This is a genomic window from Nocardia amamiensis (genome assembly GCF_015477605.1).
In the GTDB taxonomy this organism is placed as follows: domain Bacteria; phylum Actinomycetota; class Actinomycetes; order Mycobacteriales; family Mycobacteriaceae; genus Nocardia; species Nocardia amamiensis_A.
Window position 1 is genome coordinate 224,298 of sequence record NZ_JADLQX010000006.1, and the last position, 13,353, is coordinate 237,650.

Consider the following 13,353-nt stretch of genomic DNA (forward strand, 5'->3'; position numbering starts at 1 on the left):
GTGAATTGTCATTCCGCACAAAGTTGGTGTTACCCGCTGTTCTTACCGACAAGTAGGTCGGTACACTCTCGTCCGTTCGACCAGCCGAGAGGTGGATCACGTCCAATGAAGCACGCGTTGCGGGCCACAGTGGCGGCACTCGCCGTCACCGTGCTCGCCCCCTTCCTCACCAGTGGCGCCGCCGCCGTGCCGCCGATCGGGCCCGACGGCGGCCTGGCCGGAGCCGCTTGGCTGGCGACCCAGGACGCCCCGCAGCAGTACCCGAATATCCACATCCAGTGGGACGTCCCCATCACGATGAGTGACGGCACCGTCCTGAAGGGCAATGTCTACCGGCCCGCCGACGCCTCCGGACGCCCGATCGACACCCCGACGCCGACGGTGGTCAACCTGACGCCCTACACCAAGCTGGTGTCGAACCTGGCCGATCACGCGCAGTCCATCCCCGGGCTGTCCGACGCGCTGATCCAGCTGTTCCGGCAGATCGATATGAGCGGAACCCCGCTATCCGGGGTCACCGACCTCACCAAGGCATTCGGCGGCGGGGAACTGCGCAGCTTCACCGTCGACCGCCAGCTGATCAAGAGCGGCTACTCCCAGGTGGTCGTCGACGTGCGCGGGACCGGCTTCTCCCAGGGCACCTGGGACATGCTGCGCGGCCGTGAGCAGCAGGACACCGTCGAGGTGATCGACTGGGCGGCGCGCCAGCCGTGGTCCAACGGACGCATCGGTATGAACGGCATCTCCTACTCCGCGATCAACCAGGTGCAGGCGGCCGAGAAGCGCCCGCCCGCGCTCCAGGCGATCTTCCCGATCGTGCCGGGCAGCGACCTGGTCAACGACGTGCTCGCGCCCGGCGGCGGCTTCGGCTTCAACTTCATCCCGCTGTGGCTCACCGCGATCAACGGACTCAAGCTGATTCCCGACCTCGCGTCCGTGCTCACCGGGCAGCTCGACACCACCTGGCTGGCCGACCGCGCGCGAGACCCGTTGACGTTCATGGACGTGCTGCTCAACGTCTACACCACCGCGCGGATGGAGGATCTCGACCCGCGTGCCAGGGAACTGCTCACCGACGGCTCCCGGCCGCGTCAGGACTGGATGGGCGATCCGAGCCGGATCCAGACGCCGACCTTCGTGACCGGCGGCTGGCATGACCTGTTCACCTACTCGCAAGCCAAGATCTACAACGCGATTCCGCTGCCGCCCGGGCAGAAACAGCTCCTGATGGGCAACACCTACCACATCAATTCGGGCAACGAGTACGGCAAGCCGGGCTTGCCGCCGCGGCTGGACGTGCTGCAACGCGCGTGGTTCGACCGGTGGCTCAAGGACGTCGACAACGGCATCGAGCAGTACGGTCCGGTCACGTTGCGCCAGCAGGGCGGCGGCTGGATCACCGCCGACTCATTCGCCGTCCCGGCCGACGACCCGGTGCCGGGGCAGGCGGTGCACCGCCGGATGTACTTGTCCGCGGCGCCCAGCGGCACGGCCGACAGCCTCTACGACGGCTCGCTCGCCCCGGAGGCGACCGGCGAGACCGCGCGGCTGACCGTCGCGCCCGGTTTGACCAGCATGTGCTCCAACGATGCCGCGCAGGGCAGCGCGGGCGCGCTGTCGGTGATCGACGGCTGCGCGAAGGATTCCAGGATCCAGGAGCTGAACGGGCTGACCTTCACCAGCGCCCCGGTCGCCGAGCCGACCACGGTCTCCGGCCGGATCGCGGTGCGGCTCAACACTGTGCAGGACGCCGCCGACGGCTACTGGGTGGTCACCGTGAACGACGTCGCGCCGGACGGCCAGTCGAGCGTGCTGTCGTCGGGGCAGCTCATGGCTTCGCTGCGCGCGATCGACGACGCGAACAGCACCAAGTCGGCCAACGGCGATTACACCGACCCGCGACCGTTCACCTCCCTGGATCAGCGGCAGCTGACGGTCCCCGGGGAGCCGACCACGCTGGACATCGCACTGCCCGCCACCGAGGCGATCCTCCAGCCGGGCCACCGCCTCCGGGTCGACGTCTACGCGGGCAACTTCCCGAAGGGCCTGCCGATCCTGCCGATGCTCATCGACACCGGGCTGCGGCCACAGCATGTGCAGCTGGATCCGGATCGGCCGAGCTTCGTCAACATCCCGCTCCGGGGAAATCCGGGCTGGTAGATCCGGTCGCTGTGCGAGCGTGCACCCGTCGCGCATCTCCCCGCCGGAAGATGTGGGTGCGGGGTGCACGCTCCGATCGGCACCGCCGATCACGATGTGGCAGCAGGTCAGTCGACGACGGCGAACGCGGCTTCCAGCGGCGGGAACATCGCGCGCGCATCGTGTCCGGCGAACCAAAGGCCGACGGTGAACACCGACATCGCCTCCAGATACCTGGCGCGGTGCAGCCCACCAGCCGGGATCGCGTGCAGATCGAGGTCCTGCGCAAGGGTCGCGACCAGTCCCACCGCGGTCGCGTCGTCGCCGCAGATCGGCACGGCCAGGCGGCGCCCGTCGAATGTCCGCTCCCGCGACTGCCACACTTCCGCCGCACACAGGTTGAAGGCCTTCACCACGTGCGCTCCGGGCGCCTGCGCCGCGATCCGTTCGGCCACTGCGTCTTCGGCGAGCACGAAGGCGGTCGATCCCTCCGGTGCCGCCGCGTCCGGTGCGAAGGCATTGGTGCAGTCGACCACCGTCCGGCCGACCAGCAGTTCCCGGGTGGCGTCCAGCACTTCCGTCAAAGCGGGGACCGGTAGTGCCGGCACCACGACATCGCCGAACCCGGCGGCCTCGGGGATAGTTCCGGCTTGGGCGCCGAGCGCGGCGGCGAGCTCCGCCGCGGCGTCGGCGGACCGGGCGCCGATGAGCACTTCGTGCCCGGCCTTGGTCCAACCGCTGCCAAGGGCCCTTGCCATCGCACCCGCGCCGATGATTCCGATTCGCATCTGGAACTCCTCACTCGAAAAGCGTTCGGCACCGACGCTACGAATTCCGATAGGCACCTCAGGGTGCGCAACGTCGGTGGCAAGCTGGAGCGGTGAGCGCAGCCCCGACCGAACCGATCACCGCCGAGTGGGTGGAATACGCGCCCTACGGCGACTTCGAATCCGACTGCCCGGCCCGGATGGGTGTGGACATCTTCGGCAACTCCTGGCTGCCCGTGATCGTGTACATGCTGCGGGAGGGTCCGATGCGTCCCGGCGAGCTGCGCGCCGCGATCGGCGGGATCAGCCAGAAGATGCTGACCCAGACCCTGCGCCGCATGGAACAGATGACGCTGGTGCGCCGCGACCGCTACGCCGAGGCTCCGCCGCGGGTGGAATACGAGCTGACCGCGGCGGGCCGAGACCTGTTGATCCCGATCTATGCTCTCGGCGACTGGGTCGACAAACACGGCAGGGCGGTGAACGAGGCGCTGGCCGATGCTGACCTCGAAGCAGACTGACCGGCCGGTGAATACGTCCCGGATACGCCACATCGAACGGCGCGTAAACACGCGGCTAACGGGGTCGTAAGGTGCTATGACCTGCGCGAAACATCGAGTACCCGGAGTTGGCCAAATGGTCGGCGACCGTACGATTCAAGTGTGAGTGTTCCCCAGGCCGTGCTCTTGGCAGTCGTCGCGGCTGTCGTCGGCCTGGCAGTCGGCGGGCTACTGATCCCGTATGTCAATGCCAGGCAGGCCGCCCGCAGGCAGGCCGAGTCCGGCCTCACCATGTCGCAGGTCCTGGACCTGATCGTGCTCGCCTCCGAGAGCGGCATCGCGGTGGTCGACGAATACCGCGACGTAGTGCTGGTCAACCCGCGTGCGGAGGAACTGGGCCTGGTCCGCAACCGTCTGCTCGACGAGCGTGCCTGGGCCGCGGTGGAGAAAGTGCTCGCCACCGGTGAGTCCGCCGAGTTCGACCTCACCGCCAAGAACCCCGTTCCCGGCCGCGGCCGCATCGCGGTGCGCGGCGTCGCCAGGCAACTGTCGCGCGAAGAGACCACGTTCACCGTGCTGTTCGCCGACGACGACTCCGAGCAGGCGCGCATGGAGGCCACCCGGCGCGACTTCGTCGCCAACGTCAGCCATGAGCTCAAGACGCCGGTCGGCGCGATGAGCCTGCTGGCCGAGGCCATGCTGGAGTCGGCGGAGGACCCGGAGGCCGTGCGTCACTTCGGGCAGCGTGTGCTCGGCGAATCGCGTCGGCTCGGCAAGATGGTGACCGAGCTCATCGCGCTCTCGCGACTCCAGGGTGCGGAGAAGCTGCCCGAGCTGGAAGTGGTGGACGTGGACACCGTGGTGATGCAGGCGGTCGACCGCTCGCGCACCGCCGCCGAGGCCGCGGGCATCACGGTCAGCACCGACCGGCCGAGCGGTCTCGAGGTGCTCGGTGACGAGACCCTGCTGGTCACCGCCCTGTCCAACCTGGTGGAGAACGCCATCGCCTACTCGCCGGCCGGCTCGCACGTGTCGGTGAGCCGGTCGCTGCGCGGCGATCACGTCGCGATGGCGGTCACCGACCGCGGCATCGGCATCGCCAAGGAAGACCAAGAGCGGGTGTTCGAGCGATTCTTCCGGTCCGACAAGGCGCGTTCCCGTGCGACCGGCGGAACCGGGCTCGGCCTGGCTATCGTCAAGCACGTGGCCGCCAACCACAACGGGGAGATCACCCTGTGGAGCAAGTTGGGCACCGGATCGACGTTCACCTTGCGCATACCCGCCCACCACGAAGCAGGCGCCGACGATGATCACGACGGTGCCGTGGTGAGCACGATAGAAACAAGCCCGCGTCCCTCGGGTCCGGGCCGACCGAATGGTGTGGAGGCACGCAGATGACGAGTGTTCTGATCGTCGAGGATGAGGAGTCGCTGGCCGATCCGCTCGCGTTCCTGCTGCGCAAGGAGGGTTTCGAGGTCACCGTGGTCGGTGACGGGCCGTCCGCGCTCGCCGAGTTCGACCGGTCCGGGGCGGACATCGTCCTGCTCGATCTCATGCTGCCCGGCATGAGCGGCACGGACGTGTGCAAGCAGCTGCGCACCCGCAGCGGCGTCCCGGTGATCATGGTCACCGCGCGCGACAGCGAGATCGACAAGGTGGTCGGCCTGGAGCTCGGCGCCGACGACTACGTCACCAAGCCGTATTCCGCGCGCGAGCTCATCGCGCGCATCCGCGCGGTGCTGCGTCGCGGCGCGGGCGAAGACCTGGATGGTTCCAGTGAGAGCGGCGTGCTGGAGGCCGGTCCGGTCCGGATGGATGTCGACCGGCACACCGTCATGGTGAACGGCAAGCCGGTCACCTTGCCGCTCAAGGAATTCGACCTGCTCGAATACCTGCTGCGCAATTCCGGGCGAGTGCTCACCCGCGGTCAGCTGATCGACCGCGTGTGGGGCGCGGACTATGTCGGCGACACCAAGACCTTGGACGTGCACGTCAAGCGGCTGCGCTCGAAGATCGAGGCCGACCCGGCCAAGCCGGAGCACCTGGTCACCGTCCGCGGCCTCGGCTACAAGCTCGAAGCGTAGGCACACGTCGGGCGACAGCCCTCGCTAGTGCGGCCTGAAGAAGCGCAGAGGCGGACGGCCGAGGGCACTGCGGTGCCCTCGGCCGTCCTCCGGTGTCTCAGGGGAAGTAGATCCAAGTGGTGCCGAGGGGGGTCTCGGTCTTCCGCAGGGTGATCCAGCCCAGATCGTCTTCCTGCATGCAGTCGTAGAGGTCGGCGGTGTTGGTTCCGCGGCACGCGATGGTGTGCGAAGTGCCGTACGGGCTCGCGATCACGAGCTTGCCCGCGGCCTTGGCGTTGGCCGCGGCCGGATCGGTGGCGGCCACGAACTCCGAGGTGAAGTCGTAGTACTTGTGCGGGTCGCCGTTCGGCTCCGCCTGGGCTACTCCGGTCAGCGAGAGTGCGGCGCCCAGCGCGATGGTCGCCACGGTGAGAACTTTCTTCGACATAGCGGCACATCAAACCCCATTCGGGTGAAGCTCGCATGGCGAGGGAGTGAATCCGGCGCACGGACGGGCGAACCGAGCGGGCGCTCGGTCGGCAAACGATCAGGCGGACGGACGGGCGGAATCGCTCATCCGCTCGGCGTGCACCGTGGCCGGGTGCACGGCGATCAGGCCGAGGCCTTCTCTGCGCTTGCAGTGTCTGGCCAGCTCCTCGTAGGCGGGTGCGCCGATCAGCTCGGTCAGCTCCGGCGCGTAGGTCTGCCAGACCGGCCTGCTGGCGACGTGGGCGTCCGGCGAGCCGGAGCAGTACCAGTCCAGGTCGGCTCCGCCCGGACCCCAGCCGCGGCGGTCGTACTCGGTGATCACGGTGCGCAGGATCTGCACGCCGTCCGGGCGGTCCACCCAGTCCTGGGTGCGCCTGATGGGTAGCTGCCAGCACACGTCGGGCTTCACCTCGAGCGGCTCGATGCCGCGGCGCAGCGCCATGGTGTGCAGCGCGCAGCCGACGCCGCCCGCGAAGCCGGGACGGTTCAGGAAGATGCAGGCGCCGTCGAACCGGCGGGTGCGCAGCGCCGGCTCGTCGTCCAGCTCGTCGAGCTCCAGATACCCGCTCTTGGTGACCTTGCCGTCCGCATTGGTGGCCTCCTCCCGCAGCTGCCAATCTTGGGGTGTGAGCATTTTCACAGCACGTTGCAGGCGTTTGCGGTCGTCGTCGTCGGAGAGGAAGGCGCCGTGCGAGCAGCAACCGTCATCCGGCCGGTCGGCCAGAATGCCCTGACAGGCGGGTGTACCGAACACACATGTCCATCTCGACAGCAGCCAGGTCAAATCGGCGACGATCAGATGCTCGTCGTTTGCCGGATCGACGAACTCGATCCATTCCCGGGGAAAGTCGAGATCGACTTCCGGGGCCGGGTCGATCTTCCCCGCTGGTCGGGACCGGGTCGGGCTGCTCGCGGATGCGCCTACCGTCACGAATTAGGACGCTAACAGTTCGATCGCCTGGGCTGAAGTGCCGCGGTACCCAGTACCGTGTTCATGTGCGGCTTGGGGTACTCGACGTCGGAAGCAATACCGTTCACCTGCTGGTGGTGGACGCGCATCGTGGCGGTCACCCCCTGCCCATGAGCTCGACGAAGGCAACCTTGCGGCTGTCGGAGAACATCGACGCCGCGGGGCGCATCACCGAGTCGGGCGCGCAGCGGCTGATCGACACCGTCGCCGAATTCGCCAGCATCGCCCAGACGTCCGGGTGTGTGGAGCTGATGCCGTTCGCCACCTCGGCGCTGCGCGAGGCGACCAACTCCGACGAGGTTCTCGCCGAGGTGCGCGCGTCGACCGGCGTCGACCTGCGAGTTCTGTCCGGCGTCGACGAGGCGCGGCTGACGTTCCTCGCGGTGCGCCGATGGTACGGCTGGAGCGCCGGACGCATTCTCAATCTCGACATCGGCGGCGGATCGCTGGAGATGAGCCACGGCGGCGACGAGGAACCGGACGTCGCGTTGTCGCTGCAACTGGGTGCCGGCCACCTGACCAGGGAATGGCTGAGCGAGGACCCGCCGGGCAAGCGCCGGGTGGCCGTGCTGCGCGACTGGCTCGACGCCGAGCTGGTAGCTCCGGCGAAGAGGCTGATCGAGCCGGGCAAACCCGACCTCGCCGTCGGCACGTCGAAGACCTTCCGATCTCTGGCCAGACTGACCGGAGCGGCTCCTTCCGCCGCGGGCCCACGGGCGCGCCGTACACTGACCAGCTCAGGTCTGCGCCAACTGATTGCGTTCATCTCGCGGATGACGGCGGCGGACCGTGCAGAATTGGAAGGCGTAAGTTCCGATCGGTCACAGCAATTGGTGGCTGGCGCACTGGTCGCGGAGGCGAGTATGCGTGCACTGTCGCTGGATACGTTGGAGATTTGTCCGTGGGCGCTGCGCGAAGGACTCATCCTGCGCAAACTGGATACCGATATGAATGGTGGACCCGAAGCAATCTACTCGGCGGGCCCGGCGGCCGGGGACGGTAAGCCGGCGCCCGGCGGTGGCGCGCCGCTGTCGGGCCCGATCGGGACGGTGTCGTCATGAGTGAGGATTCCAAACAGCTGTCGGTCGCTGAGCTGCTGGCACGCAACGGCCAGCAGGGGGGCGCCTCGTCCGGCGGGGGCAGGCGCCGCCGTAGCGGCCGTGGCATCTCCGTAGCCGAGCTGACCGGCGACCTGCCGGTCATCCGGGAGGGGGGCGGGCATTCGGCGCACGCCGCGCCCGATGCCGGCGCGGAGGAACCCGCGTACGCACCGCCCTCGTTCGACCCGCCCGCGCCCGAGCCGGTTTCCTACGCGCCGCAACCCGAGCCCGACCCGTCTGCGTACTCGCCCATCTCGGGCCCGATTTCGATGTACGACCCGCTGGCCGGCTATGCCCAGCCGGACCCGCCGCGGGCCGGCGAGCCGTCCCAAGCGGACTATCCGAGCGCCGGTTGGTCGAGCAGGGTGATGCCGGGCCGGGAGATGCCGGGCCGGGAAATGCCCTCCGCCACGCGGCACAGCGCGCCTTACGATCCGCTCTCGCCGGATACCCCGGTGTCCGAACTGTTTTCGGCCGCGCCCGGTCCTTACCTGCCGGATCCGCTGTCCAGTGGCGCCGTCCCGGAGACGCCGCCGCGCTCCGGGCGCAGGCGCAGACGAGAGGAGCCCGAGGAGGAAGCCTGGCACGGAATCCGGCCCGAGCCGTCCGACCGGGGCGTGCTGCCCGACCACGGGGCCACCGAATTCGGCCGCAGCCGCCACACGGAATTCGACGAGCCGGACTTCGGCCGGTCCGAGCGCAGCCGGTCGCACGGATTTCCCGAGCACAACGCCGTTCAGGGCGGACGCGCGGCCAGGCGCAGAGCAGCGGAGGCGGCCGAGGCGGCGGAGGAACTCGGGCCCACCACCGCGGCGTGGTCGCCGACCACAGGCGGCTTCGCACCCGAGTCGCAGCCGCTGCCGCTGCCCGACACCCGCCCGAAGCCGGGCCGGCCGCTTCCTCCCGACCCGCAGCCCGACGCGCACCGACGCTCATCCCGGAGCAACGTCTCGGGCGAGAACGGCCTTCCGGCCTGGTCCGCTCGCCGCCACAAGTCTCAGGACCCGGTCCATGACGCGGCGCCGCAGTCCGGCGGCATCCCCACCGCCGCGTGGTCGCTGGCCAGCCAGGACCAGCAACTGGTGTCCGGGCAGACGGTCGCGGGTGACCTGCTGCGTGACGGCATGGAGCGGGCCGAGCGCGGGACGGGCCGGGGCAGGCGCGGCGCGCGTGGTGCCGCCCGTTCCGCCGTCGACGTCGAGGAACTGGACGGCGCCACCGACGTCTACGAGCCGCTCGACCTGGACACCGAGGACGAGGAGAGTGAAGCCGCCGAGCGGCCCTGGACGGCACTGCGCGAACGCGCCAGGTCGCCGCGCCGGTCGCGGGCGGTGAAGAAGGAGGAGGACGACGCCAACCGGCGCCAGTGGATGATCCTGGGCGGCCAGAGTACCGGCGCGGCCGTCGCGGGAATGTTGCTGTTCAAGGGTTTCGAGCGCATGTGGGAGATGCTGCCCTGGGTGGCGCTGGCCCTGGCGATGATCGTGATTCTCGGCTTGGTGGCTCTCGTGCGGATTCTGCGCAGGACCGACGACATCCTCAGCACTGTGATCGCCGTCGTCGTGGGCATCTTCGTCACGTTGGGACCACTAGCCTTTCTCCTCAGCACGAACTGAGTAGGGAGCGGCCGTGGGGAACATCGGGCAGGCGGGCGAGAACGGGACGCGGCAGGCGCCCCGGCCGGACTCGTGGACGGGAGCGGGCTCGGTGGACGAGCCCGCGCCTCGGCCGACGCCGATCCAGGTGGGCCTGTCCACGGCCTCGGTGTACCCACAGAATGCCGAGGCCGCGTTCCGCTACGCGGCCGAACTCGGCTATGACGGCGTCGAACTGATGGTCTGGGCCGAACCGGCCAGTCAGAGCATCGCCACCGTGCAGACCTACTCCCGCCGATACGATGTTCCCGTACTCGCCGTGCACGCGCCCTGCCTGCTGATCTCGCAGCGAGTGTGGGGCTCGGATCCGATCGCGAAGCTCGAGCGGAGTGTGTACACCGCGGAGGCGCTCGGCGCGCGCACCGTGGTGGTGCACCCGCCGTTTCGCTGGCAGCGCCGCTACGCGGCGGGGTTCGCCGCACAGGTGGCCGAGCTGGAGGAGAACAGCCCGGTCATCGTCGCGGTGGAGAACATGTTCCCGATGCGGGCCGACACGCTGTTCGGCAGGCGGGAAGGATCGGTCAAACGGTTGACCAAGCGCGGCGGCCCCGGTCCGGGTCTCACCGCGTTCAGCCCTTCCTACGACCCCACCGACACCGGTTTCCGGCACTACACCCTCGACCTGTCGCACACCGCGACCGCGGGCGCCGATCCGCTGGCCTTGGCCGCCCGCATGGGTCCCGGCCTGGCCCACCTGCACTTGGCCGACGGTCGCGGCGCGGCCCACGACGAGCACCTGATTCCCGGCGAGGGCACCCAGCCGTGTGTCGAAGTATGCGAGAGCCTGGTCAGCACTGGCTTCGCCGGCCATGCGGTGGCCGAGATCAACACGCAGAACGCCCGCACCACCCAGGACCGCGCGGCCATGCTGCACCGCACGCTGGCGTTCGCGCGCAGGCACTTGAACGTGTCCGCCGTGGCGCCCGCGCCTACCGGGGCCAACCGCGCCTCGGCCGAACCGCCGATGTGACGATCGTCCCAACCTCGGATGCGGAGAAATTCCCGGCCGGACGTTGCGTTGTACGCTGTACGAACGCTGCTCGGCGGCGTCGCGGCACGGAAATCGTGTGCGACGCCCCGACGCCGATGGACGACAGGAGTGACGATGACGACGGAGCTGACGGCCGACCTCGGCCCGGCTGCCACGACCGACGCGCCGTTCAGCCGGGTGTGCGCGCTGACCGAACTGGCGCCTTCCGCCGCGGACGGCACTCCGCGGACGGACACCGGCCGCTACCTCGGCGTCATCGACGAGATCTGGACGATCGGACCGAAGGTGCACGGCGGGACGATGGTCGCGGGCAGCGCGGCGGCGGCGACCAACTGGCTGCGTGCGACCGATCCGGCGCTGGTAGGCATGGCTCCGGTCGCCGCGAGCTCCGACTTCCTCGGCGCGCCGAACCCCGGCGAGGTCGAGTACGAGGTACGCGTCCGCAAGATCGGCCGCCAGATCTGCCTCGCCGATACCGAGCTCATCCAGGACGGCCGCGTCCTGGTGCGCACAGCGCTGACCTTCAGCCGCTTGGACGACGCCGATCCGGTCTACGCCCCGCAGCACACCGACATGCCCGTGCTGCCGCCTGCCGACGCGATCGGCTACGAGCCCGGTTCCTCGATGGGCGAGGTCGTGCACGTAGGCCAGGGTGCCGAGATCTACCTGGACCGCGAGTGGGCCCGCTTCCTGGCGGGCGAGCGGGGCGAACCGCGCCTGCGGCTGTGGATGCGTCCGCGGCCGGGCGACGAGCAGGATCCCGACGTCGCCATGTTCTTCGCGATGATGAGCGCGGACATGAGTCCGCCCGTGCCGGTGAACCTCGGTCACTTCGGCTGGGCGCCCACCGTGCAGATGACCACCTACCTGCGCCGCAGGCCGGCTCCCGGCTGGCTGCGGATCATCGCGACCACGCACGAAGTCGGCGAGCGGATGTTCGACGAGGACCAGTTGGTGCTCGACTCGACCGGGGCCGTCGTCGCGCAGAGTCGTCAGCTGGCGCTCGTTCCCCAGCGCTGAGCGCGCGGGCGCGCCGTCTAGCCTTGACACCCATGACGAGAATTGCGGTGATCGGCGGCGGCCGCATCGGTGAGGCGTTGGTCGCCGGGTTGCTGGAGTCCGGGCGGCTGACCAAGGACTTGGTCGTGGTGGAGACGCATCGGGAGCGGGCCGATCTGATCGCCGATCGTCTCGGCATCCGGGTCACCGACGATGTGACCGATGCGGCCGTCGGCGCGGACCTGCTGGTGATCGCGGTGAAGCCCGGCGATGTGGACGGCGTGCTCGCCTCGCTGGGTAAGGCCGAGCTGGGCGACCGGGATCAGGTGCTGGTCTCGTTGGCCGCCGGTGTGCCGACCACTCGGTTGGAGGGCAAGTTGCCCGCCGGATTCCCGGTGGTGCGGGTGATGGCGAATACGCCGATGCTGGTGGGCCAAGGCATGAGTGTGATCGCGCCCGGTCGCTACGCGCGCGAAGAGCACCTGAAGCTGGTGACCGAGATGCTCGCCGCGGTCGGCAAGGTGGTGGCCGTCGCGGAGAGCCAGATGGACGCGGTCACCGCCGTGTCCGGATCGGGCCCCGCCTATTTCTTCCTGGTGGTCGAGGCCATGGTGGACGCGGGTGTCGGGCTCGGACTGACCCGGGATGTCGCCACCCGGCTGGTGGTGCAGACCATGGTCGGCTCGGCCGCGCTGCTGGATGAATCCGGCCAGACCGCGGCGGAGCTGCGCGCCGCGGTCACCTCGCCCGCGGGCACCACCGCGGCCGCGATGCGCGAGTTGGAGCGCGGCGGACTGCGCTCGTCTTTCCTGGAGGCGCTGTTCGCGGCCAAGCAACGGTCAGCCGAACAGGGTGCGTCAGTGGAATGACCGGGCTGTTTCCGATCGGAAAACCCGATTTCTCACTCCCGTCGCAGTAACACCACTGGTCCCGCTAAGCTTCAAGGAGCACGTGCGTGTCTGTTCCGCCGGTGGGGAAGCCGGCGGCGCGGACGTGCCGGAGGTCAATGGTGCAATGATGTCTTCCAACAAGATGTCTGCAAGTTCCGGAGCGTCCGGCGGCTCCGGTCCAGCAGGCGGTCGGGGGAATTCCCGGACACAGCGTGAGACCGCATCGCAGGGGCAATCAGTGCTCGGCGGCGGTACTCAATTCCTCACCGTCGCCGAAGTGGCGAATCTGATGCGGGTCTCCAAGATGACGGTGTACCGGCTGGTGCACTCGGGCGAGTTGCCCGCCGTGCGCGTCGGTCGATCGTTCCGCGTGCACGCCAAGGCGGTGCACGACTATCTGGAAACGTCGTATTTCGACGCTGGATGAGGCGGTTTCGGGACCACGTGGCCGGGCCGGTACGATAGCTCTTCGGTTCGTGTTCGCCCGCCGGTGGCATCGCTGTTGGTTGCCTCGTGGTCTCCGGCGGCGCGGACACGGGGCGTGAGCTTGCCGAGCGACCCGGCTGGTGGGCCGGGGCCTCGGCGGACGGACGTCCGGCAATCGCGCACGGCGAACGTGCGCGCCGAGTAGAGAGAACGCGAGGACAACCCTATGGGTTCTGTGATCAAGAAGCGCCGCAAGCGCATGTCGAAGAAGAAGCACCGCAAGCTGCTTCGCCGCACGCGTGTTCAGCGGCGCAAACTCGGCAAGTAAGCGTCGCTGCGCGGTAGCTGCGAAGGCCCGTCACCA

At 69.0% G+C, this 13,353-nt stretch carries 14 protein-coding genes; 11 read left to right on the forward strand and 3 right to left on the reverse strand.

What is annotated here, in order from left to right; all coding sequences use genetic code 11:
• Positions 1–105 precede the first annotated feature (105 nt).
• Entirely contained in the window at positions 106–2,160 is a 2,055-nt protein-coding gene (locus IU459_RS10575; protein ID WP_195129300.1) for a CocE/NonD family hydrolase, read from the forward strand.
• 107 nt (positions 2,161–2,267) lie between these two features.
• On the opposite strand, the gene IU459_RS10580 is transcribed toward IU459_RS10575, so the two are convergent.
• A complete protein-coding gene (locus IU459_RS10580) occupies positions 2,268–2,927 on the reverse strand; it encodes an NADPH-dependent F420 reductase (RefSeq protein WP_195129301.1) in 660 nt (219 codons plus the stop codon).
• Positions 2,928–3,019: 92 nt separating this feature from the next.
• On the opposite strand from IU459_RS10580, the gene IU459_RS10585 reads away from it, so the two are divergent.
• The 3 genes from IU459_RS10585 to IU459_RS10595 all read left to right on the forward strand — a co-directional run bounded on the left by IU459_RS10585 (position 3,020) and on the right by IU459_RS10595 (position 5,490).
• Positions 3,020–3,427: a winged helix-turn-helix transcriptional regulator gene (locus IU459_RS10585; RefSeq protein WP_195129302.1), complete on the forward strand. Its 408-nt coding sequence runs from the start codon at positions 3,020–3,022 to the stop codon at positions 3,425–3,427.
• A 141-nt stretch (positions 3,428–3,568) separates the two neighbouring features.
• Complete coding sequence (locus IU459_RS10590) at positions 3,569–4,804, forward strand: ATP-binding protein (RefSeq protein ID WP_195129303.1); 1,236 nt, start codon at positions 3,569–3,571, stop codon at positions 4,802–4,804.
• The gene (locus IU459_RS10595) at positions 4,801–5,490 is read left to right on the forward strand and encodes a response regulator transcription factor (protein WP_067463564.1); all 690 of its coding nucleotides are present in this window, start codon (positions 4,801–4,803) and stop codon (positions 5,488–5,490) included. Before IU459_RS10590 ends, IU459_RS10595 begins: the two co-directional genes overlap by 4 nt.
• Before the next feature lie 97 nt (positions 5,491–5,587).
• On the opposite strand, the gene IU459_RS10600 is transcribed toward IU459_RS10595, so the two are convergent.
• Positions 5,588–5,917, reverse strand: coding sequence for a hypothetical protein (locus tag IU459_RS10600; protein ID WP_195129304.1), 330 nt, complete (start codon positions 5,915–5,917; stop codon positions 5,588–5,590).
• Between the two features lie 99 nt (positions 5,918–6,016).
• Positions 6,017–6,889: a hypothetical protein gene (locus tag IU459_RS10605; RefSeq protein ID WP_324198824.1), complete on the reverse strand. Its 873-nt coding sequence runs from the start codon at positions 6,887–6,889 to the stop codon at positions 6,017–6,019.
• A gap of 65 nt (positions 6,890–6,954) precedes the next feature.
• Here IU459_RS10605 and IU459_RS10610 point away from each other — a divergent pair, with 65 nt between their 5' ends.
• The 7 genes from IU459_RS10610 to IU459_RS10640 all read left to right on the forward strand — a co-directional run bounded on the left by IU459_RS10610 (position 6,955) and on the right by IU459_RS10640 (position 13,317).
• Entirely contained in the window at positions 6,955–7,989 is a 1,035-nt protein-coding gene (locus IU459_RS10610; RefSeq protein ID WP_195129305.1) for a Ppx/GppA phosphatase family protein, read from the forward strand.
• Complete coding sequence (locus IU459_RS10615; protein WP_195129306.1) at positions 7,986–9,644, forward strand: hypothetical protein; 1,659 nt, start codon at positions 7,986–7,988, stop codon at positions 9,642–9,644. Before IU459_RS10610 ends, IU459_RS10615 begins: the two co-directional genes overlap by 4 nt.
• A gap of 127 nt (positions 9,645–9,771) precedes the next feature.
• Positions 9,772–10,653 carry a sugar phosphate isomerase/epimerase family protein gene (locus IU459_RS10620; protein WP_195129411.1) on the forward strand — a complete coding sequence of 294 codons (882 nt, stop codon included), beginning with the start codon at positions 9,772–9,774 and terminating at the stop codon, positions 10,651–10,653.
• A gap of 135 nt (positions 10,654–10,788) precedes the next feature.
• Entirely contained in the window at positions 10,789–11,694 is a 906-nt protein-coding gene (locus IU459_RS10625; protein WP_195129307.1) for a thioesterase family protein, read from the forward strand.
• A gap of 32 nt (positions 11,695–11,726) precedes the next feature.
• Complete coding sequence (gene proC / locus IU459_RS10630; RefSeq protein WP_195129308.1) at positions 11,727–12,542, forward strand: pyrroline-5-carboxylate reductase; 816 nt, start codon at positions 11,727–11,729, stop codon at positions 12,540–12,542.
• 145 nt (positions 12,543–12,687) lie between these two features.
• On the forward strand, positions 12,688–12,990 hold the full coding sequence (locus IU459_RS10635) for a helix-turn-helix domain-containing protein (protein WP_440446478.1): 303 nt from the start codon (positions 12,688–12,690) through the stop codon (positions 12,988–12,990).
• Between the two features lie 225 nt (positions 12,991–13,215).
• A complete protein-coding gene (locus IU459_RS10640) occupies positions 13,216–13,317 on the forward strand; it encodes a 30S ribosomal protein bS22 (protein ID WP_003402602.1) in 102 nt (33 codons plus the stop codon).
• The last annotated feature ends 36 nt before the right edge of the window (positions 13,318–13,353 follow it).

Excerpts from the sequence above, each read along its gene's own strand:
- IU459_RS10575 (WP_195129300.1), top strand. The coding sequence starts at position 106 with ATGAAGCACGCGTTGCGGGCCACAGTGGCGGCACTCGCCGTCACCGTG.
- IU459_RS10625 (WP_195129307.1), top strand. The coding sequence starts at position 10,789 with ATGACGACGGAGCTGACGGCCGACCTCGGCCCGGCTGCCACGACCGAC.
- IU459_RS10635 (WP_440446478.1), top strand. The coding sequence starts at position 12,688 with ATGATGTCTTCCAACAAGATGTCTGCAAGTTCCGGAGCGTCCGGCGGC.
- IU459_RS10595 (WP_067463564.1), top strand. The coding sequence starts at position 4,801 with ATGACGAGTGTTCTGATCGTCGAGGATGAGGAGTCGCTGGCCGATCCG.
- IU459_RS10580 (WP_195129301.1), bottom strand. The coding sequence starts at position 2,927 with ATGCGAATCGGAATCATCGGCGCGGGTGCGATGGCAAGGGCCCTTGGC.
- proC (WP_195129308.1), top strand. The coding sequence starts at position 11,727 with ATGACGAGAATTGCGGTGATCGGCGGCGGCCGCATCGGTGAGGCGTTG.
- IU459_RS10615 (WP_195129306.1), top strand. The coding sequence starts at position 7,986 with ATGAGTGAGGATTCCAAACAGCTGTCGGTCGCTGAGCTGCTGGCACGC.
- IU459_RS10640 (WP_003402602.1), top strand. The coding sequence starts at position 13,216 with ATGGGTTCTGTGATCAAGAAGCGCCGCAAGCGCATGTCGAAGAAGAAG.
- IU459_RS10600 (WP_195129304.1), bottom strand. The coding sequence starts at position 5,917 with ATGTCGAAGAAAGTTCTCACCGTGGCGACCATCGCGCTGGGCGCCGCA.